General features: G+C 65.3%; 20 protein-coding genes. 7 read left to right on the forward strand and 13 right to left on the reverse strand.

Features of this window, described 5'->3' with window-relative positions; translation table 11 throughout:
* Positions 1 to 5: 5 nt before the first annotated feature.
* From JOE31_RS20260 to JOE31_RS20295, 8 genes are read right to left on the reverse strand one after another with little or no spacing between them, the layout of a single operon-like run.
* A complete protein-coding gene (locus tag JOE31_RS20260) occupies positions 6 to 1,406 on the reverse strand; it encodes a mannitol dehydrogenase family protein (protein WP_209748676.1) in 1,401 nt (466 codons plus the stop codon).
* A gap of 35 nt (positions 1,407 to 1,441) precedes the next feature.
* Positions 1,442 to 2,845 (reverse strand): glucuronate isomerase, encoded by a 1,404-nt coding sequence (gene uxaC / locus JOE31_RS20265; RefSeq protein ID WP_209747640.1) that lies wholly within the window; start codon positions 2,843 to 2,845, stop codon positions 1,442 to 1,444.
* A gap of 4 nt (positions 2,846 to 2,849) precedes the next feature.
* The gene (locus JOE31_RS20270) at positions 2,850 to 3,755 is read right to left on the reverse strand and encodes a sugar phosphate isomerase/epimerase (RefSeq protein WP_209747642.1); all 906 of its coding nucleotides are present in this window, start codon (positions 3,753 to 3,755) and stop codon (positions 2,850 to 2,852) included.
* A 4-nt stretch (positions 3,756 to 3,759) separates the two neighbouring features.
* Complete coding sequence (locus JOE31_RS20275; RefSeq protein WP_209747643.1) at positions 3,760 to 4,926, reverse strand: Gfo/Idh/MocA family protein; 1,167 nt, start codon at positions 4,924 to 4,926, stop codon at positions 3,760 to 3,762.
* Positions 4,923 to 5,771 (reverse strand): sugar phosphate isomerase/epimerase, encoded by an 849-nt coding sequence (locus tag JOE31_RS20280; RefSeq protein ID WP_209747645.1) that lies wholly within the window; start codon positions 5,769 to 5,771, stop codon positions 4,923 to 4,925. The genes JOE31_RS20275 and JOE31_RS20280 overlap by 4 nt, the downstream gene beginning before the upstream one ends.
* 2 nt (positions 5,772 to 5,773) lie before the next feature.
* On the reverse strand, positions 5,774 to 6,706 hold the full coding sequence (locus JOE31_RS20285; protein ID WP_209747647.1) for a carbohydrate ABC transporter permease: 933 nt from the start codon (positions 6,704 to 6,706) through the stop codon (positions 5,774 to 5,776).
* Positions 6,703 to 7,716, reverse strand: a complete 1,014-nt coding sequence (locus tag JOE31_RS20290; protein WP_209747649.1) for a carbohydrate ABC transporter permease — start codon at positions 7,714 to 7,716, stop codon at positions 6,703 to 6,705. Before JOE31_RS20290 ends, JOE31_RS20285 begins: the two co-directional genes overlap by 4 nt.
* Positions 7,717 to 7,722: 6 nt before the next feature.
* Complete coding sequence (locus JOE31_RS20295) at positions 7,723 to 9,084, reverse strand: ABC transporter substrate-binding protein (protein WP_209747651.1); 1,362 nt, start codon at positions 9,082 to 9,084, stop codon at positions 7,723 to 7,725.
* A 214-nt stretch (positions 9,085 to 9,298) separates the two neighbouring features.
* Between JOE31_RS20295 and JOE31_RS20300 the strand changes: the two genes are divergently transcribed.
* Positions 9,299 to 10,363, forward strand: coding sequence for a LacI family DNA-binding transcriptional regulator (locus tag JOE31_RS20300; RefSeq protein WP_209747653.1), 1,065 nt, complete (start codon positions 9,299 to 9,301; stop codon positions 10,361 to 10,363).
* 64 nt (positions 10,364 to 10,427) lie between these two features.
* Entirely contained in the window at positions 10,428 to 11,249 is an 822-nt protein-coding gene (gene nadE / locus JOE31_RS20305; protein ID WP_209747655.1) for an ammonia-dependent NAD(+) synthetase, read from the forward strand.
* 187 nt (positions 11,250 to 11,436) lie between these two features.
* On the opposite strand, the gene JOE31_RS20310 is transcribed toward nadE, so the two are convergent.
* Positions 11,437 to 12,393 (reverse strand): plastocyanin/azurin family copper-binding protein, encoded by a 957-nt coding sequence (locus tag JOE31_RS20310; RefSeq protein WP_209747657.1) that lies wholly within the window; start codon positions 12,391 to 12,393, stop codon positions 11,437 to 11,439.
* Positions 12,394 to 12,710: 317 nt separating this feature from the next.
* Positions 12,711 to 13,496: an IclR family transcriptional regulator gene (locus JOE31_RS20315; protein ID WP_209747659.1), complete on the reverse strand. Its 786-nt coding sequence runs from the start codon at positions 13,494 to 13,496 to the stop codon at positions 12,711 to 12,713.
* A gap of 217 nt (positions 13,497 to 13,713) precedes the next feature.
* Between JOE31_RS20315 and JOE31_RS20320 the strand changes: the two genes are divergently transcribed.
* The 3 genes from JOE31_RS20320 (at position 13,714) to JOE31_RS20330 (ending at position 16,402) form a co-directional block, all read left to right on the forward strand.
* Complete coding sequence (locus JOE31_RS20320; RefSeq protein ID WP_209747661.1) at positions 13,714 to 14,433, forward strand: CoA transferase subunit A; 720 nt, start codon at positions 13,714 to 13,716, stop codon at positions 14,431 to 14,433.
* A 71-nt stretch (positions 14,434 to 14,504) separates the two neighbouring features.
* The gene (locus JOE31_RS20325; RefSeq protein WP_209747662.1) at positions 14,505 to 15,209 is read left to right on the forward strand and encodes a CoA transferase subunit B; all 705 of its coding nucleotides are present in this window, start codon (positions 14,505 to 14,507) and stop codon (positions 15,207 to 15,209) included.
* Positions 15,206 to 16,402, forward strand: coding sequence for an acetyl-CoA acetyltransferase (locus JOE31_RS20330; RefSeq protein WP_209747664.1), 1,197 nt, complete (start codon positions 15,206 to 15,208; stop codon positions 16,400 to 16,402). Before JOE31_RS20325 ends, JOE31_RS20330 begins: the two co-directional genes overlap by 4 nt.
* A gap of 139 nt (positions 16,403 to 16,541) precedes the next feature.
* On the opposite strand, the gene JOE31_RS20335 is transcribed toward JOE31_RS20330, so the two are convergent.
* Both JOE31_RS20335 and JOE31_RS20340 read right to left on the reverse strand, forming a co-directional pair.
* Positions 16,542 to 17,231, reverse strand: a complete 690-nt coding sequence (locus tag JOE31_RS20335) for an ankyrin repeat domain-containing protein (RefSeq protein ID WP_209747666.1) — start codon at positions 17,229 to 17,231, stop codon at positions 16,542 to 16,544.
* A 10-nt stretch (positions 17,232 to 17,241) separates the two neighbouring features.
* A complete protein-coding gene (locus tag JOE31_RS20340; protein ID WP_209747668.1) occupies positions 17,242 to 17,826 on the reverse strand; it encodes a heme-binding protein in 585 nt (194 codons plus the stop codon).
* 214 nt (positions 17,827 to 18,040) lie between these two features.
* Here JOE31_RS20340 and JOE31_RS20345 point away from each other — a divergent pair, with 214 nt between their 5' ends.
* Positions 18,041 to 19,201: a sensor histidine kinase gene (locus JOE31_RS20345; protein WP_209747670.1), complete on the forward strand. Its 1,161-nt coding sequence runs from the start codon at positions 18,041 to 18,043 to the stop codon at positions 19,199 to 19,201.
* On the forward strand, positions 19,198 to 19,824 hold the full coding sequence (locus JOE31_RS20350; protein ID WP_209747672.1) for a response regulator transcription factor: 627 nt from the start codon (positions 19,198 to 19,200) through the stop codon (positions 19,822 to 19,824). Before JOE31_RS20345 ends, JOE31_RS20350 begins: the two co-directional genes overlap by 4 nt.
* Here the strand turns inward: JOE31_RS20350 and JOE31_RS20355 are convergent.
* Positions 19,821 to 20,633 carry an IclR family transcriptional regulator gene (locus tag JOE31_RS20355; protein WP_209747674.1) on the reverse strand — a complete coding sequence of 271 codons (813 nt, stop codon included), beginning with the start codon at positions 20,631 to 20,633 and terminating at the stop codon, positions 19,821 to 19,823. The two genes, JOE31_RS20350 and JOE31_RS20355, sit on opposite strands and share 4 nt — an antisense overlap.
* Positions 20,634 to 20,657: the final 24 nt, after the last annotated feature.

Here is a 20,657-nt window from a genome sequence, read left to right on the forward strand (position 1 = left end):
GAACTTCAGCTGTTCCTTCCAGGAATCAGGTGGGCAGGTGTGACGGTCTTGGACGACGTGTCCGTGGTGAAAGTTCCGCTCAGACCGGCTACCAAAGCAACGACCTGCGGGTCTTCGCCCAGTTGCGGGCTGATGAGGTTGAGGAGGGCGGCCACCCTCTCAGGGCCGCGGCCCCCGTTTGCCGCGCCGATTGCCGCGGAGAACGGGTCCTGAATCTCGTTGCGTACGGCCACGAAGTCGATCCAGGCGGCCAGCATAAGGGCGCTCCCGGCACCGGAGCGGCCCTCGGATCTCTCGGCGGCGAGGACCGGGAGTGCCCGCATGCGGAGTTTCGTGGTGCCGTCGGCGGCAATTTGCGACAGATGATGCGCGATGCGGCCGTTGCCGAACCTGCCGCGGAGTGCATCCCGATATTCCGGGATGTGAAGATCGTCGCCCTGAAGATGCGCCGCCGCCTCGTCCCAAAAGGCTTCCACAGCCTTCCGGCACTCTGGATCTTCGAGTGCCTGGGCCACCGTGGTGTGCCCCCGGAGCAGACCGGCATATGCCAGGAGCGAATGGGCACCGTTCAGGAGCCACAGCTTGCGGTTCTCGTAGGGTTCAATATCGTCCACCAAAACGGCGCCGGCGTCCTCCCAGCGGGGCCTGCCCTTCGGGAAATCCCCGCTGATGACCCAGTCCCGGAATGGTTCCGCGACCACAGGCGAGCTGTCCAGGTAGCCGCACGCCTGCTCCACCTCGGCGATGTCCGCATCGGTGGTCCGCGGAGTGATCCGGTCCACGGACGTGCTGACAAAACTGACGTTCTCCACGATCCAGCGTGCAAGCTCGCCATCCCAGGCCTCCGCCATTCCCGTGACGGCGCGGCGGGCAACGTCTCCGTTGCCTGAGAGGTTATCGCAACTGACGACGGCGATCGGTCCCGCCCCGGCGTCCCTGCGGCCGGCGAGGGCTGAGACCAGCCGGCCCAGCGGCGTCATGGGTTTCCCCCCTTCACCGGCAGCATCAGCCAGCAGGGCCAGATCGCCGGCAACGCCGGCAACACCTGCGTCGAAGCTGCCGTCCGAAGCCAGGCCGTACGCCGCCTCCGTGATGGTCAGCGTCACTATGGCGGTCGCCGGCTCGGAGACGAGTTCGCGGAGGCGGCCGACGTCGGCTCCGTCCACGGCTTCGGCAATGCTTCCGATGACTTCGAAACTGTCCCCGCTGCCGGAACGCTCGATCAGCGTGAACAGCCCGTCCTGCGCGGCCAGCGCCACGGCTGCGTCGGGCCGCCGGCCGGTGAACGCCGCGATGCCCCATTCGGCACCGTCGCCGGCATGTTGCGTGTACCAGGCCTCGTGCGAACGGTGGAATGCTCCGAGGCCCAGATGTACGATCCGCACCGGGGCCTTGGGCAGCGGCATCAGCGCACGGTTCAGCACCGGCACTTTGTTGGCGCTCACAGCTTGAACACCCTGCGCGGAGAGGCATCCACGATGTCCACGATCAGCTCGCGGGCGCGTTCTTCGCTGATCCGGTGCTCGGCCACAAGCCGCGCCAAAAATGAGGACTCGATCCTGCGCGAGGTGTCGTGGCGGGCCGGGATGGAGCAGAACGCGCGGGTATCGTCGATGAACCCGGAGGACCGGGAGAAGCCGGCCGTTTCCGTCACCGCCGCCCGGAAGCGCAGCATCGCATCCGGCGCGTCCAGGAACCACCACGGAGCGCCTATGTACACGGACGGATAGAAACCCGCCAAAGGCGCCAGTTCCCGTGAGAACACGGTCTCGTCGAGGGTGAACAGCACCAGGTGGAAGTCCTTGGCGGTGCCGAAGTCCTGCAGCAGGGGCCGGATAGCCTCGGTGTAGTTCACTGCGAACGGAATGTCGTGACCCGTATCCGCGCCAAAGGCCTCGAAGGTGGGGCCGTGATGGTTGCGGTACGAGCCGGGGTGGATTGTCATGACCAGTCCGTCTTCCACGGACATCCTGGCCATCTGGTACATCATGTGGGCCTCGAATGCCTCGCGGTCCTCCGGGCTGGCTTTGCCCGCCCGGGCGCGCTCAAACAGCCGCTCCGCGTCGGCAGCGTCCAGCTTCAGGGTTGCGGGCGTTCGGACGCCGTGGTCAGCGGACACCGCACCGTTTTCCACGAAGTGGCGCCGTCTTGATTCCAGTGCACTGATGTAGCCCGCATATCCGGACGCACCCGAACCGCCGACGCCGATGAGGCGTTCCACGTTGTCCTGCCATTCCGGATGGGCGATGTTCACGTAAGGGTCCGGACGGAAGGTTGGCAGGACGCGGCCGGCGAAGGCGGGGTCCGCGGCCAGAGCTGCATGGCTGTCCAGGGAGTCCAGCGGATCGTCCGTGGTGGCCAGCACCTCAATGTTGAACTCTTTGAACAGCTGCCGTGGCCGGAATCCCGGTTCGGAAAGTTTGGCCGAAATAGCGTCGAAGATCCTGTCGGCATTCTCCGCGGTCGGTTCGTCGTGCAGGCCGAAGACGTGCTCGAATTCCTGCCGGATCCAATACCCGGAGGCCGTGCCCTCAAAGTCAGGCCACGCGGCACAGAAGTTGCGCCAGACCTGGCGCGAGCCCGCAGCGGATTCGCCGAGGCCCAGCTGGTCCATCGGGACACCCCCTGCGTGGATCAACCTGGTCACGTAGTGGTCAGGTGTGACCAGCAGGGCCGCGGGATCGGGGAAGGGCAGGTTCTGTTCAATCACCGCAGCGTCTACGTGTCCGTGCGGGGAGATGATCGGAAGACCCTCCACCAGGTTGTACAGCGAGCGGGCTATGTCCCGGACGCCGGGCTCCGCAGGAAGGAGCCGGTCCGGGTGGGCTGCCATAGAGTGCACCATGGTCTCAGCGTGCCCCTGCCCCTGCGGTAAGCCCGGCGAGAGCCGCCGTGCGCCGCAGATAGTCAAGGTTCCCGGCAGTACGTTCAGCCAGGGGAAGTTCCGTGGAGAAGTCTTCCACCGTGACCCAGCCGTCGTAGCCATGGGCTGCCAACGCCTTGAAGTATTCAAGGACGCTGCCCTGTCCGGACTGCAGCGGTGCCCATTCGTTCTGGAACACTGCGGCACCGGAGGCATCCCTCTCATCCCGGCGGACCCAGACGGCGTTCTTGACGTGGATATGCGCCAGGTACTCCCCCAGCAGTTCGAAAGCCGGCAGGTAGTCTTCCTGCCCCTCGATCAGCAGGTTGCCCAGGTCGTGGATTACTCCCACGTGCCGGGGATCCAGGCCTTCCAGCAGACGCCGGGCCGATGAAGCTGACGCCGTAATGGTGCGGTGGTGCAGTTCAACCAGCGCCTTCACCCCGTGGTGGGCAGCACGTTCCGCTACCCATTCGAAATCCCGGCGGGCCGCGTCAAACAGGACAGGGTAGGGGATGCCGCTCGGCTCTTCGTTCCCCCAACCGGCAGATCCCAGCGGCAGGGTTGTCACACGAACCTGGCCCGCACCCAACGCGGCGGTGGCCGCCAGCATGCGTTCGACGTCGTCGTGGTTGTCACACCGCGCATAGCCACCGATACCGGAGAACTCCAGGCCGGCATCGCGGGTGATGGAGGCGATCCGCTCCAGGTTGCCTTCAAGGCCGGTCATGGGGATGGTGGCTTTGTTGCCGGCCCAGAAACCGGGCTCGGGCGCCTCTGCCTGGTCCGTGATCCGCCATTCGATCCCGTCCCAACCCTGCGCGGCCAGGTTGGTGACGGCTTCCTCCGGAGTCCAGTCAGGCGTGGAGGCCGTGAATACTGAGAATTTCATCGCGTCAGGCGCTTTCTGTCGAAGTGGATCCTGTACGGACTTCAAGGTCGTTGTACTTGCCCGCCAGGACGTCTTCGAAGAGGACCGCCTGGTTCAGGGTGGCCGACACATAGACGGCGCGCACGGTGGCCAGGGCATTGACTGCATCGCTCACGGTCACGCCAGGCTGGCGGCCCTCGGCGATGGCTCCCAGGATGTCGCGGTACTGACGGACATGCCCGGCCGGATACACCGTGGGATCCTTGGCCTCATAGTCCTCCGCCGGGTACTTGGACAGTTCTTCCCGGGCCTGGTTCCCGCCGCCCTGCAGCCCCATGTCGGCCGAAGCGCCGCCGGCGTCCCTGGCGTGGAAATACTGCAACTGGTCGTTGTCCACCACCGCGGAGCCTTCCGAGCCCATCAGCTGGACCCGCACTGTCAGCCCCGGGTACGCGGCCGTGGTGGCATGCAGGACTGCCAGGCCGCCGTTCTCGAACGTGACAGTGGCAACGGCGGTGTCCTCCACCTCGATCCGCTCGTGTGCCAGCCGGGCCGTGTGGGCGTGGATCTCCACCGGCCGGCCCATGAACCAGAGCAGCAAGTCAACCGTGTGGACGCCTTGGTTCATCAGGGCTCCCCCGCCGTCCATGGACCACGTACCGCGCCAGTCGCCGGAATCGTAGTAGCCCTGCCCGCGCCACCACGCAACGGAAGCGATGGCCGAGGTCAGCCGGCCAAAACGGCCCTTTGCGACTGCGTCCGCAACGGCCACGCTGGCCTGGTCAAAGCGGTGCTGGCTGATCACCGAAGCAACGACGCCCTGCCGCGCTGCTTCGGTGGCCGCCGCCTCGATCTCCTGGGCGCGGCTCAGATCGACGTCCAGCGGCTTTTCGATGACCACATGCTTGCCGGCCGCAAGGACTTCGAGGCCCTGCTGGATGTGCAGTCCGCTGGGAGTTGCAAGGGCCACCAGGTCAATGTCGGCCGCTGCGAAGGCGCCCTCTAGGGAGGTGTGCACGGAGGGCCTTGGCCTTCCGCTCGACTCGATGAAGTCCGCCAGCGACTCGGCCGCATCGGGGATGGCGTCAACCAGCGCCACGATGCTGGTTCCGGGGAATTCCTGCAGGGCAACCGCGTGGGTGCGGCCGATGACGCCGCACCCGGTGATGGCCACCTTCAATGTCTGACTCATACCGTCTGGACTCCTGCTTCTGCTGTGACTTTGGCAAACGCCCGGGCGGCAATGCCGAACGCCGTGGGGCCGGAAAATCCGCCGAGGCCGTGAGCGCCGGCAAGATGCGGTTCAAGGGAAGCGAAGCCGTTGAACCCGTCAGCTTTAAGAGCCTCCACGGTGCGCTGCACGTCGCCATCACCCTCGCCTGCGGGAACAACATGCCCGTTTGAAAAGAGCGCGTCCTTGACCTGCAGGTACTCCAGATGCGGGCGCAACTTCTCGTAAGCCTCGTCAAAGGGCTTCACACCTACCTGCACGAAGTTGGCCGCATCCCAGGCCACCTTCAACGCCGGCGAGTTCACGGATTCGATGATGTCGAGCACACGGTCCGGAACATCCCCGAAGATGTCCTTCTCGTTCTCATGCAGGAGGATCACCCCTTCTTTCTCGGCCACGTCGGCCAGCGCACGCATCCGCTCCAGGACGGCATCGCGGATGCTGTCCACCGGCACGGATTCGCCGTAGTAGAAGGAGAAGATGCGGATGTACTTCGCGTCCAGGACCTTGGCTGCGTTGGCAGCCCGGCGCAGGCGCTCCACTTCGTGCTCCACCGGAAGGCTGACATCGACCTTGCCGATCGGCGAGGCAATCGCCGACACCTTCATTCCCTTTGCCGTCAGCAGGTCGGCAAGTGAACGGAGCTGGTCATCGGACAGGTCCACGATGTTCGTGCCCCAAGCGCTGCGCACTTCGATGTGGTTGGCGCCCAGCGCCTGCAGCACGGCGATCTGGACGGCGGGGTCGTCGTCGATCTCATCCCCGAAGCCCGACAGGGGCCACGAGGCCTGAGTGGTTGAAACCATGGTTACTTAACTCCTCCGGCGGTCAGGCCGCCAACTAGATAACGCTGGAAAATCAGGTACAGAATGACCACGGGTGCCGCGCAGACAAGTGCGGCGGCCATCATCTGGCCGTAGTACGGGATAGCGCCTCCTTCTTGGGAGGCTCCGAAAATCTGCAGGGCAACGGCGGCCGTCTGGCTTTCCGGCCGGGTCATCACGGATGCAAACAGGACGTCGTTCCACCCCAGGAGGAACGCAAAGATGCCCGAAACTACGATGCCTGGCCAGCTCAGGGGCAGGATGATCCTGAACAGGACGCCGAGGTTGCTGGCGCCGTCGATCCGGGCCGCTTCCTCGAGTTCGCGGGGAAGCCCGCGAAGGTAGGTGACCATGACCCAGGTGGAGAACGGCATGGCGAACGTCAGGTACGTGACGAACAACCCCCACTGCGTTCCGATCACTTGGATGCCGAGGTACGTTGCAGCCGAGGAGAACAGCACAAACACGGGGAGCACCATCAGGGTTCCGGGCACCGACTGCAGGGCAAGGAGCCCGCGGAGGATCGCGAGACGGCCCCGGAAGGTGTAGCGCACCAGTACGAATGCGGTTGACACGGACATGGCGGCCGAGACAACCGCCGTTGCGCCGGCCACGAGGACACTGTTCGCCAGTCCCGTCGCCAGGCCCACGCTGGTCCAGATCTTCGAGTAGTTCTCAAGGGTGAAGCTTGAGGGCCAGAACTCACCGTTGGCTACACCGATGTCCGAGTTCACCGAGGCAAGGAAGATGTACAGCACAGGGATCAGGACAAGGGCACCAAGGAACACCAGAATAAATGCGAGGAGCGGACGGGGCAGCAAGCGTGTCACTTCATGCTGCCGGGACGACCCGGGCCGGAGAACGGCGGCACTGGTGTTACCGGCTTTACGGACCCTGCCGGCGGTGGAGGTGCTCATTTCTTGGCTCCAGGTGACTCGGCGTCGTCGAGCTTGACGGCGCGAAGATAAACAAACAGCGGAATGGCGATCAGCACCAGGGAGACGAAAGCCATGGCGGCGCTCAGGCCGAAGCGGAAGCTTTGGAAGCTGGTGACGTAGGTAAGGATGGGGAGCACTTCGACGTCCGCTGGAGCCGGGACTCCGAACAGCACGAAGGGAAGAGTGAAATTGTTGATGTGGTGCAGCATGCCGATCAGGAAGGCGAGGGCAAGCGGTCCCTTAAGGTACGGGAAGATGACGAATCGAAGCTTGTTCCACCACAGGGCTCCGTCCAGTGCTGATGCCTCATGGACCTCGTGGTCCACGGATTGCAGTCCGGACAGCGCAAGCAAGTAGATAAACGGCCAGGAGGCCCAGATCTGGACCAGAACCAGCGTCCAGAAGGTCTGGGGCCCGTTGAGCCACAGCCCTGTTTCGATGCCCACGGTTCCCAGGGCCTTGTCCACGATGCCGTCCGGCTGGAACATGGTGCGCCAGATCGTCGCGACCACAAAGGACGGGAGCACGTACGGGATCAGGAAGATGGACCGGACCACGGCGCGTCCCCTGAAAGCATTCTGGGTTGCCACGGCAGCCGCGATTCCGAGCGGAAGTGTGACCACCATGGCCAGCAGGGAATAGCTGACGCTCAGCCAGGTCGCGTGGAGGAGCGGCGACGAAGTGAGCGCTTCGACGAAGTTCTCCACGCCGATGAACGGTGAACTGATCCAGCGCCGCAGCGTGTACTGGTCCAGGTTGAGGGTGGACATGTAGATGCCCAGCACAAGCGGCACCACGATGATGATGAACATCAGTGCCCCGCCCGGGATGAGCATCCACAGCGGGCGGTTGCGTTCACTCAGGCCCTTGCGGCGGCCCTTGCTCTCGCCGGCAGGCGGCGGACCAGCCACGGAAGAGGTGGTCCGGGAGGCCCGGGTTGCGGCGGAGTCCGCCGCAACCCGGACTTCATTGGAAGCGTCTGTAGACATCAGAACTTATCCCTTGGCAGCCCGGTCAAGGGACGCCCGGCCCTTGGTCTGGGCGTCCTTGATCCGAGCCTCGAGGGCTGAGTCGTCGAGCCTGCCGCTGGAAAGATCCGGAATCGACTGAACAGTGACGTTGAGCAGGCCGAGCTGGATGTCGCCCCAGGCACCTGTAAACGGGGTGGCCTTGGACTTTGCGGCGGCATCGGCGATTGGCTTCAGCTTGGGATCAGTGAGGCTGGCCAACGCCTCGGCGTTTGCCGGCAGGTCGCCGAAGGTCTTTTGATAGTTCAGCTGCTCCTCTTTCGAGGTGATCAGCTTGATGTAGGCGAAGGCGAGATCCTTCTCCTTCGAGTAGTCAGCCACCACGAGGTTATCCCCGGAGAGGATGCTTGCGGCTTCCCCGCCGTCACTCTTGGGGCTGGATTCACCCGGAGCGGTCGTGGGCATCAGTGCGTATTCGTACTTCCCTGCCACGGCCGACTTATCCAGCGTCGGAATGGAGCTCGACGTCGTCATCATCAGATATCCGGCTTTTCCGCTGGCAAAGGCAGCAACGGCGTTGCTGTTGCTCCACCCGACGGAGGCAGGGTCCACGACTTTGTCGTCGGTCAGCCAGCCGAAGTAAGTCTCGTAAGCCTTCTTGACGGTGGGATCATCCATCTTGAGGTTGTTGCCGTCCACCAGCGGATTGCCGGCTTGGACTGACATGGCCCAGATGAACTTCCACGGGTCATAGGAGTCCTTGTAACCGGTGGCAATGCCGAACGTGCCGTCCTTGGTCATTTTCTTCGCCTGTTCGGCAAGCTCGTCCCAGCTGGTGGCAGGCTTCTCAATGCCTGCAGCCGCCAACAGCTCCTTGTTGTACGCCATCACGAAGGGGCGGCTGACGAAGGGGATGCCGGCCTGGTGCCCCTCGTCCGGGCCGGAGATGCCCAAGGCTGCAGGGTTGAAGCGGTCCTTGCCGCCGACCTTCTTCCAGTCGTCGTCGGACAAGGTCACAAAGGCTTTGGTGGCGAAGGCGGTCGGCGTGAACGTGGTGCCGAGCCCGTAGACGTCCGGGCCCTGCCCTGAAACAACGGAGGTCTGGATGCGAGTCAGCTCGTCATTGGCCGAGGCGAAGGTTTCAAACTTCACGTCGGCCCCGGTCTCTGCTTTGAACTTGGCTGCGATATCGCTTTGCCACTTCTTCTGCTGCTCCGGGTACTGGCTCAGGACGCCGACCAGGACGTTGAGGGTCTTACCCGTGCCATCCACCTTTCCGTCGGCGTTTGTTGAACTGCCAGTAGTGCCTGAGCCCGCGCCGCAGCCGGTCATTGCCAAGGCCGCAGCCGTAACGATTGCCGCAAGCCCGGAAGACGATCTAAACCTCATTGTTTTCTCCTCTAGGACACCCACATGGCCACAACGTCATGTGGCGCACATCACTGCAGGCGATTCGGAACCCAGTCTAGAGACGGGGCAACATTGCAGCAAGCGATTGCCAAAAGTTGCCAAAAGTGTTGAGATGATAGCCATAGGCACGGCACCCAAGCCCGCCGCGCACACTGCCCGGGGCGATGCGTCGGCCCCATGAAAGGACTTATCCATGAGCTCTGCGGTGGTGGATGCAGGGGAGAACGGGTCGGCTGACCGCAGGCCCCCCGCCGAAAGAATGCCGACAATCAAGGACGTAGCCGAGCTGGCCGGAGTGGCCACCTCCACGGTTTCGCGCGCATTGTCCAAGCCGGACCGCGTAAACCGGCACACCCGGGAACGGATCGAAGAGGCCGCGGCCCGGCTCAACTACGTGCCCAGCTCGCAGGCGAGGGGACTCAGTTCGGGTCGCACCGACACCGTAGCGGTCCTGGTGCCGGACATCACCAACCCCTTCTATTTCGACATCATCCGGGGGACGCAGCACCAGCTCAAGGCCGCCGGCCTTACCCAGCTCCTGGTAGACACCGAAGAGTCCAGCGAGATGGAGCTTGAGGCACTTCACAAAATGCGGCGGTCAGCGGACGGATTTATCCTGGCGGCATCGCGCCTGACGGACGCGCAGCTTGCCGAGGTGTCCGGTTCGCAGCCACTGGTTACCATCAATCGCGCCTCAGCGAACGCGCCCACCGTGGTGATCGATACGCCGTCCGCCATGATCCAGGCACTGGAACACCTCGTCTCTCTCGGCCATCACCGGATCTGCTACGTGAGCGGCCCGCCGACTTCGTGGTCCAACTTGCGGCGCTGGAAAATCTTCGAGGAGGACTCCGCCCAAAGAGGACTCGAAACGCACAGGATCGGCCCCTTCACACCGAAAACCACGTCCGGAGCGGCAGCCGCTGACGCCGCCGTGCGCACCGGGGCCACGGCATGCATCGTCTTCAATGACCTGCTGGCCATAGGCATGCTGCAGCGATTGCGCGAGAGGGGCATCCGCGTGCCCGAGGACATGAGCATTGTGGGATGCGACGATATTTTCGGCGCTGATTTCTGCAACCCTCCGCTGACAACCATCTCTTCACCGATCGAGCAGGCTGGCCGCGTTGCGGTTTCGATGCTCCTTTCACAGTTGAATCCGCTCCACGGTGGAACCACCCGGCGCCTGGCCGTGATGCCCACCCACCTCACGGTCCGCGGCTCCACGGGGCCTGCGCCGGAGCCCGGCGCGCGGTAGTTCCCGGCCGGATCCAGGCGGACACAGTTGAGCATGGTTGACACTGCTGGCTAGTCTGGATCACATGCGCGAACTCCAGGCCAGGATCATTGAAGAAATGGGCGTCCAGCCCCGGATCGACCCCGCCGGGGAGGTGCGCAAACGCGTCACGTTCCTGAAGGAATACCTCAAGGCAACGCACACCAAGGGCTTCGTCCTGGGCATCTCCGGAGGCCTTGATTCCTCGCTCGCGGGCCGGCTTGCCCAGCTTGCCGTCGAAGAGCTGACCGCGGAAGGGACGGAAGCCAACTTCGTGGCGGTCCGTCTTCCGTACGGCGTGCAGCACGATGAGGACGACGCCCAGGCGGCCCTGGACTTCATCCAGGCCAAGACCGAGTGGACGTTCAACATCTCCGCCGCGGTGGACGGTTTCGAGGACGAGTTCGAGAAGACCGTGGGTAACGGCATCTCCGATTTCCACAAGGGCAACACCAAGGCCCGCACCCGCATGATCGCACAGTACGCCCTCGCGGGCGAGCACAACTACCTGGTCATCGGCACGGACCACGGCGCTGAATCCGTCACCGGCTTCTTCACGAAATACGGCGACGGCGGCGCGGACATCCTGCCGCTGTTCGGCTTGAACAAACGCCAGAACAGGGCACTCCTCGCGGAACTCGGCGCCCCGGCACGGATCTGGGAGAAGGTCCCCACGGCCGATCTCCTTGACGGCAAGCCCGGCCGCACGGACGAAGAAGAACTGGGCCTGAGCTACGACCAGATCGACGATTACCTCGAGGGCCGCGACGTCCCGGACGCCGTCGCCGAATCGATCGAGCAGAAATACCTCCGCACCCGCCACAAGCGCACCGTCCCGGTCACCATCTTCGACACCTGGTGGAAGTAGCCTGACTCTGGGAGCCCGGGTAGGCCTGTAGGCCTGTAGGCCTGTAGGCCGAAACGGGGCACTTTGAGCCTTGGTTGGCCCGTTTCGGCCTCAATTGCCGGCGTGTCCGTGTCGAAGTGCCCCGCGGCGGCCGGGCCGGACCAACTCCCGGCCGCCGGATTCATTCACTAGCGTCTTCCGGTCCCGGTCAGTCCCGGACTTCCACGGTGCCCTTCATCCCCATGAAGTCGTGGAGGGCACAGATGTAATCGAACTCCCCGGCCTTGTTGAACTTCACGGTGAAGGTGCTCTTCGGCAGCATCAGGCCGGAACTGAGGTCACCGCCGGTGAAGTCGGCAGGATCGCCCACGGATGCAAACTCGTCGGCCGGTTCCTCGCCGAAGGTTACGGTGTGCGGGGCTCCCATGCCGTCATTTACGAAGGTCACTTCGTCGCCAACATGGACCACGATATGGGAGCGGACGAACCGCATCAGCATGGCCGTCTCATTGTCGGTGCCTGCGATGACGGTATGGTCATCGGCTTTGGCCCGCGCTGCGTCCCACTGCTCGTAGCCGTCGCGCAGGATCTTCCGCTCCTGTTTGTTCGACTGACGGTCGTACTGCGACTGGGTGTAGGGGTAGTCAGTGCCGGCATCCCGCACGTGAACGGTCCCCTTCATGGCCATGCCATGAACCAGGCAGTAGTAGGTGAACTCGCCCGTGTCCGGGAATTTCAGCGTGTAGCGTCCCACTTCATTGAAGCCGCTGTCTGACACGTTCGTCATGACACCTGAGTTGTAGTACGACTTTCCGTCGTAGGACTTACCGCCCTGCGCTTCAACGTACTGGGGATTGCCCGGGTTGAACGGCTGCGTGGACTCCAGCGACTGGCCTTCGGCAAGGAACGTCACGGTATGGATTTCTGCCGCGTTCGCTTCCCAGGTGATCTTGTCGCCGGCATTGATGTAGATATTTTCCGGGAGGAAGGACATCCCCTGGATCGCCTGGTCCGATGACTCGGAACCGACCTGGACAGTCCAGGTCCTGGGTGATTTTCCGCCATCCGCGACGGCGGTGCCGCTAAGTGCCACCGGCATAAGCAGCGAGATTAACGCCGCCAGGAGCGCGCGCACCATTCGGCGGCTTTCTTTTTGGAGAGCCATAAGACTCATTCCTTCTGTATGTTTCCCTGTGTTCTCGTTTGAGGCCGGGAGACCGGTCTGACGGTTCCGGCTGTCGTCAACGACGTCGGCCCGGTGCCCGCCCGGCATGCGCCGGCCACGTGCCTCCTCCCCCGCGGCTACCCAGGCTCAAGGCGGGAAAGAAGTGATGAGGATCCGACGCGCCACCCGTTATGAGGCGTGACGCGGTTCCTGTGAATTTCAGAGGTCCTACTAGTTCGCAGCTACCGCACTCGGAGCCGACGATACAGTCCAATCGTGCTCCGGGCCCTGGGATTTGTCGATACTCCAGCGCAACGTCAGGCGCCAGCCGGCGAACGGGTCAGCAGCGTGGAGATCCGGTGCGCTTCTTCCAGCAGGAGGCGGCCCAGCATCTCCTGCCGCTCCCCCTTGAATCGGGGCTCAATCCCGGTCAGCGACAAGGCCCAGGCCGGGCGTCCGCGCTGGTCGAAAACCGCTGCACCCATGCCCCAGCTGCCTTCCAGCACCAGCCCGGGGTTGACTGAGTAGCCGGCCTGCCGGGTCCTGGCCAGGTTCTCCCGGACCAGCGCCTCGGTGTGCGCGGCCGCAAAACCGCCCGCGTGCTTGGGCCAGTCCGCCAGAAGCTCCTCCTGCTCCGCCTCGGGAAGGAACGCCATGATCGCGGTTCCGGCGGACGCTACCCCCAGCGGGAACCGGACGCCTTCGTGCAGCACAAAGGAGCGCACCGGGAAGCTGCCTTCTTCGCGGAGCAGGCACACCGTTTCCGATCCGCGGCGGACGGAGAAGAAGGCGCTCTCCCCGCTCTCCTCGGCCAGCCGGCGGAGGCTGGGCCGGGCGATATCCTCCAGCGGGAAACGGGCGGAGGCCACGGAACCCATCAGCAGGATCTCCGGGCCAAGCACCCAGTTGCCGCTCTGGGGGTCCTGATCCAGCAGGCCCTCTGAGGCCAGCGAGCTCAGCAGCCGGTGAACCGTAGGCCGGGTAAGGCCCGATTCCCGGACCAGTTCAACGAGCGGACTGCCTTGGGGCTGCCGTCCCACGATCCGCAGCAGGGCGGCAACCCTGCTGACCACCTGGGCGCCCTGGACCGGCACGGAATTCATCTTTTCCCTTCGAAACGCTGTTAATTATCCACAATATGGACACATCCAAGCTTACCGTCCACACTGTAAATACGCCCTACATTCGGGCAAAATACCGCCTTGACAGCCTCTTTGAGCGCCCCGTACGCTCCTTTTCCAGAACAACAGTCCACAAAGTGGATTGCCGGCGTCGCAGCCCACTGTCCGCGCCGGACTGCCAGCTCAATGAGGAGATGCAATGTCAAAGGTGAAATCCGGTGCGGCCGCCGCGCTGCAGGACGTGTTGCGGGACGGCATGACCCTCGCCGTCGGAGGCTTTGGCCTCAGCGGCATCCCGGCGGACCTGATCGAGGCCGTCCGCGATTCCGGCGTCAAAGACCTCACCGTCGTATCCAACAACATGGGCGTGGACGGCAAAGGCCTCGGCATCCTGATCGAAGCCGGACAGGTCCGCAAGGTCATCGCCTCCTATGTGGGCGAGAACAAACTTTTCGCCGAGCAGTACCTTGCCGGCAAGCTGGAGGTGGAGTTCACCCCGCAGGGCACCCTCGCCGAACGCCTCCGCGCCGGCGGCGCCGGCATCCCCGCGTTCTTCACCAAAACCGGCGTCGGGACCCTTGTTGCTGAAGGCAAGCCGCTCGCGGAGTTCGACGGCGAGACGTACGTCCAGGAACGCGCCATCAAGGCCGACGTCGCGCTGGTCCACGCGCACACGGCCGATACCGACGGCAACCTGATCTACCGCTACACGGCCCAGAACTTCAACCCGGTGGTGGCTACGGCCGGAGCCGTCACGGTGGCCGAGGCCGAGGTGATTGTGGAGCCCGGCCGGCTGGACCCGAACCACATCATCACCCCCGGCGTTTTCGTCCAGCGCCTGGTGCAGGCCAGCGGCAGGGCCAAGGACATCGAGCAGCGCACGGTGCGCTCCCGCACCACCGAGCCTGTCCCCGCCTGACACCCCCGCCCGGCGCCACAGCGCGAACAAACACTTAAGCCCCAGAGACTTCAAGACCCAAGGAGAACCCCATGGCCTGGACCAGGGATGAAATGGCTGCCATCGCGGCCGAAGAACTGCACGACGGCGACTATGTGAACCTCGGGATCGGCATTCCCACGCTGGTGGCCAACAACCTGCCCGACGGCGTCCGCGTTGTCCTGCAGAGCGAGAACGGCCTTCTCGGCATGGGCCCCTTCCCCTTCGAGGGCGAGGAGGACGCCGACCTCATCAACGCCGGCAAGCAGACAGTCACGGTCCTCCCCGGCGGCAGCATCTTCGATTCCGCCACGTCCTTCGGCATGATCCGCGGCGGGCACGTGAAAGTCGCCATCCTCGGCGCCATGCAGGTCTCCGGCGGCGGCGACCTCGCCAACTGGACCATCCCCGGCAAGATGGTCAAGGGCATGGGCGGCGCCATGGACCTCGTGGCCGGGACCCCGCGCGTGGTGGTCCTCACCGAACACAACGCCAAGGACGGCACCGCCAAGATCGTGAAGGAATGCACCCTGCCCCTCACCGGTTTGAGCTGCGTGGACCGGATCATCAGCGATCTCGCCGTTTTTGATCTTGAAAAGACGGACGACGGCGGCCGGCGGCTCACGCTGACCCGCCTCGCCCCCGGCGTTACCGTCGAGGAGATCCGCGGGAAGACCGAAGCCGCCTTCGGCGTCGCCCCCTCCCTCGACGCAACCACGACCATTGAAGCCAGCACCCTTGAAGGAGCCACAGCATGAGCCTCAAAGACCAGTTCGGCAAGGATGTCCTGCTCACCGGCTGGGGCCACAGCCGCTTCGGCAAGCTCACGGACGAGACCCTCGAGTCCCTGATCGTCCAGGTCGCCACGGAGGCGATCGGCAACGCCGGGATCGAACCGGGCCAGATCGATGAGATCTACCTGGGCCAGTTCAACTCCGGCATGATGCCGCTGGCGTTCCCGTCCTCGCTGGCCCTGCAGGTCTCGGAGCAGCTGGCCAACGTCCCGTCCACCCGTGTGGAGAACGCCTGCGCATCCGGCTCGGCCGCGTTCCAGCAGGGCACCAAGTCGCTGCTGGCCGGAACCGCGAAGACCGTCCTGGTGATCGGGGCCGAGAAGATGACCCAGGCAGGCGCCGACGTCGTCGGAGCCGCCCTCCTGGGCGCCGACTACGACATGGCCGGCAAAGCTTCCACCACCGGCTTCACCGGCCTGTTCGCCGAGGTGGCCAAGCACTACGAGAAGCGCTATGGCGCTGGCGCAGGGAACCTCTCCGATGTCCTCGGCAGCATCGCGGCGAAGAACCACCGCAACGGCGTGGACAACCCCTACGCCCAGCTCCGCAAGGACCTCGGCGAGGAGTTCTGCCGCACCGTCTCGGACAAGAACCCGATGGTGGCGGACCCGCTGCGCCGCACCGACTGCTCCCCCGTGTCCGACGGCGCCGCCGCCGTCGTGCTTTCCGTCTCGCCCACCGGCGGGGCCACCGCCCCGGTACGGCTCGCCGGCTTCGGCCACGCGAACGACTTCTTCCCCACCGAACGCCGCGACCCCACCGCATTCGCGGCGACGCGGATGTCCTGGCAGCGGGCGCTGGGGATGGCCGGCGCCGGGCTTGACGACCTGGACTTTGCCGAAGTGCACGACTGCTTCACCATTGCCGAGCTGCTCATGTATGAGGCCATGGGACTGACCGAGCCGGGCCAGGGATCCCGCGCCATCGAGGAAGGCTGGGTGTTCAAGGACGGCAGGCTGCCAGTCAACGTCTCCGGCGGACTCAAGGCGAAGGGCCACCCGGTCGGCGCCACCGGGGTATCCCAGCACGTCATCGCCGCGATGCAGCTCACCGGCACAGCTGGCGACATGCAGCTCGCCAGTCCGCGCCGCGCAGCCGTCCAGAACATGGGCGGAGTGGGCATCGCCAACTACGTCAGTGTGCTCGAGGCAGTCTAACCGGGAAGCCGCCCGTCCTGACCTTCTTTTGTCCTCCGACATGCGCGACACGCGAACGTGCCAGCGTGTCGGCTCGTGAGGGCTGCGAATGAAGGTCAAGACGGCGGCACGGCCAAAGCGGGCCAGTGCAGCTGCCCCGTCAGCCGTTAGCCCGGATCAGGGCCGCGATCCCGCTGAACCCCAGCCGATCCGCGTTCTCCAGGGCGGTGCGGCCCTGCGGATCGCGGATGCCGGGTTCGGCGCCGGCTTCGAGCAGCAACCGGACCACGTCCTGCTGACTTGGCCCGCCGTCGTTGAGCAGGATGGCTTCCTGCAGGGCGGTCCAGCCCAGGTTGTTGACATGGTTCACCGGCACGCCGGCGGCGATGAGGATCCGCACAGTCTCCACGTGGCCGTGTTCGCTTGCAGGGATGAGCGCCGTACCGCCGAAGCGGTTGGTGCTTCGAACGTCCGCGCCGGCAGACAGCGTCAGCTGAAGCACCTCGTTGAACCCCTCGGCCCCGGCATAGAGGAATGCCGAATCCTGCATGGCGTCCTTGGCATTGACGTCGCCGCCGGCGCTGATCAGTTCCGCCACCGCGCCGGCATCATTGGCTTTCGCGGCAAGGATCAGCCGCTGGTCGAGCTCAGCCTGGGCCTCGGGGGATAACGACGGACGTGTCGCGGTGGCCGTTTCCGTCACCGGTGCGGTACTGACGTGAACGGTCGACGGCGGGGAGTCCAGCGGCTCCGGCTGCCCCGGGCCCGCCTGGCAGGCAGCCAGGCAACCAGCCACGCAGACGGCCGCCGGAAGCAGCCCCCACCTGTGCCACGTCCTGAACCGCACCATGAACCTGAGCCTACTTCGCAGTCCCGGCAGCGATGGCCTCGGCACCGGCTGTTGCGCAGGCCTCGTCCAGGGCGCCGTCCGGGGCTCCGCCCACGCCGATGCCCGCGACGGACACCCCGTTGACCTTGAGCGGGACGCCGCCGGCGAGGAAGAGGGTGCCGGGGAGGTCCGCGATGCTGGGGCCGTTGCCATTGATGCGCTTGGCCAGCTCGCTGGTGGGCGTACCGAAAGCGGCTGCGGTGTAGGCCTTCTGCTGCGCCGCTTCAATGGTGTGCTCGGCAGCGTTGTCGCCGCGGAGGAGCGCCTGCACGGTTCCGAACCTGTCCACCAGGGCCACGGTGACGAACGGCAGCTTGTCCGCCTGGCACTTGGCGAGGGCAGCCTTGACCGCGTCCGCGGAGGCACCGACGCTGATCCGGTTTTGGGCCACCACGGTTTCCGGGGCCGGCTGGATATCGACGGCGGGCACGGCGGCGGCCTCGGCCGCGGGAACAGCCACAGCTGAGGTCCCGGCGTTGGCGGCAGCCGTCAGCCCTCCGGTCAGGAGCAGTGCTCCGGCGGCGGCAACGGCGGCGATCTTGTTGGACTTCTTCACGGGTTCTCCTTGGACTTGAACTTTCCGGGCTTCCCGGAAGCACTTACCGGGGCTGCAAACCATCCTTGCCGCGCCGGACCCCGCCGGCATCGGGCATTGGTCTGCTGCAGCCTCCCCCATCGGGCTGGAGGTATCAGCCAAAAGGCTGAGAGACCAGCAACGGCGCGGGCCCTAGCATTGTGAGGAGAACTCCTCCACAGGAACCGGACCCCCCATGCCCTCCTCCCCGCCAGCCCCGCCGACGCCGCTCGGCCGCATTGACGCCGTCGTCCATCTTGGTTTTGCCGTGCTGCTGGTGGCGTCGGCTGTCCGGTACGTCATGCGGCACAGCCCCGCGGACAACCTGTGGGTGCTGGCCCTGGCGGCTGCCGTGTGTTCGCTCTACGCCGTGATCGCCGTGCTGTCCCAGCGGCGCCGGCCGTGGGCTGTGTGGATGTTCGTCCTGGTGGCCCTGTGGGCAGTGCTGGTGATCGCCGCGCCCAGCTTTGCGTGGTGCTCGTTCGCGCTGTTCTTCCTGTGCCGCACCGCCTTCAGCGGCTGGGTGGGGTACCTGGCGGGAGGCGCGACGGCGGCGGCCACCGCCGTCGGGCTGTTCCGGCTGAGCGGCGGCAGCGATGTTGCCATGCTCCTGGGGCCGTTGGCGGTGGGCGTCATGCTGACGCTGATTTACGACCGGATTGAGCAGGACGCCGCGGAGCAGCGCCGCCTCCACGCCGAGGTGTCGCTCGCGCAGGGGCGGCTGGCGGCCAGCGAGCGCCGGGCCGGCACCATTGAGGAGCGCGAGCGGGTGTCCCGGGAAATCCACGACACCGTAACGCAGGGATTGGCCAGCAGCCTCCTCCTGCTGGAAGCCGCGAACCGGTCCTGGCCCGCCGAGGCCGCGCGGGAGGACGTGCTCAACGCCAGCGGGATGCTGCGCCGCAACCTTGCGGACACCCGCAGCCTGGTCCACGAACTCGCCTCCCCCGGGCTGGACACCGCGCCCCTGCCGGATGCGCTGCTGCAGGCAGCGTCCCAGTACGTTCCGGGCATGCGCCTGCTGGTCACCGGCGAACCGCGGCCCGTCCCGGCCGATGTCCGGCATGCGCTGCTGCGCGTGGTCCAGAGCGCCGCCGCGAACACGCAGCTGCATGCGGGGGCGGCGAACGCCAATGTGACGCTGGGCTTCCTGCCGGGAGCCGTCACCCTGGATGTGTACGACGACGGCGCCGGCTTCGACCCGCAGTCGCTGGCACCGCCGTCGGACGCGGGAGGCTACGGGCTCCGGGCCATGCGCCAGAGGGTGGAACAGCTGGGCGGCGTATTCTCAGTGGAAAGCAGGCCCGGGGAAGGGACGATCGTGGCCGCGCAACTGCCCACAGGGGAGGAACAGTGAGGCCCATTACCGTGCTGCTGGTGGATGATCATCTGGTGGTCCGCAGCGGGCTCAACGCACTGCTGGGAACGCAGCCGGACATTGAGGTGGTGGCGGAGGCGGCATCCGGGGAGGACGCGCTGGACCTTACTGAGCAGCTCAGCCCGGACGTGGTGGTAATGGACCTGGCCATGGGCGCGGGGATGGACGGCATCGAGGCCATCAAGCGGCTGCGGCGCCAAAACAGCAGGCAGGCCGTGCTGGTGTTCACCACCTACGATTCGGACGCCGACATTGTCCGGGCCGTCGACGCGGGAGCCATGGGCTACCTGCTCAAGGACGCGGCGCCGGAGGAGATTTTCGCCGCGATCCGCGGCGCGGTGCAGGGCAGGAGCGTGATGAGCGCACCGGTGGCCTCGCGGCTCTTCCAGCAGCTGCGGAACCCGGACGAGATCCTGACTCCGCGTGAGGCGGAGCTGCTGAGCCTGCTGACAGAAGGCCTCAGCAACCGGGAGCTCGGCCAGCGGCTGTTCATCTCCGAGGCCACCGTAAAGACCCATCTGGCGCACATCTACGCCAAGCTCGGCGTGGAAACCCGGGCCGCCGCGATCGCCACGGCAATCCGGCGCGAGGGGATGCGCTAGCGGATTCCGGCCGCCCGGAGCGTCGCCGCCAGTTCGGCCGCGGCACCCTTCAGGGTGTCGACGACGTCGCTGAGCACTTGCTCGGTTGCCAGCTCCGTGGGTATGGAGCAACTAATCGCATCCGTTCCGGGGATCCGATACGGAACGACGATTCCAACGCAGCAGAGTCCCACCGTGTTTTGCTCGCGCTCGAGTGAATAGCCCGCCTTGCGGAAGTCTGCGAGCTCGGTTTGGAGCGCGGCGAAGTCCGGCACCGAGTTCGGGGTGAGCAGAGGATAGGGTCCCTCACCGAGCCTGTCGCGCACTTCAGCGTCAGTCAGTTCGGCCAGGATGGCCTTGCCCAGGGCTGTCACCTGCGCTGGCAGCTTGCGTCCCACACGGGACGAAAGGCGCCGGCGGTCCACGGCTTGCCGTGTGGCCAGGTAGATGACGTCCGAACGGTCCAGCCGCGCATAGTGCGTTGTGAACGTGGTGGCGTTCCGAACCTTTTCGAGCACGCCGGAGACGTGTTCCATGACCGGGTCCCTGTCCAGGTACGCCGTTCCGCACAGCAGGGCGTGCGTGCCGATCCGGTACCCGCCTTCGGGACTCTGCTCGATCCAGTTCAGTTCAAGCAAGGTCAGCAGCAGCCAGTGCAGGCTCGACCTCGGATAGCCGGTCTCCTTGTAGATTTCGGCTGTGGTCAGCGGTTTCGGTGCCGACGCAAGCATTTCCAAAATGGCGATCGTTCTTTCGGCCGATTTGACCAGCTTCACGTCTCCTGCCGCCCCGGCTGGCGCGGCCTGTGCCGGATTGATCACTGCGTTCATGTCCCCCACTCCGCTAACCTGGTC

It is taken from the genome of Arthrobacter sp. PvP023 (genome assembly GCF_017832975.1).
GTDB lineage: Bacteria > Actinomycetota > Actinomycetes > Actinomycetales > Micrococcaceae > Arthrobacter.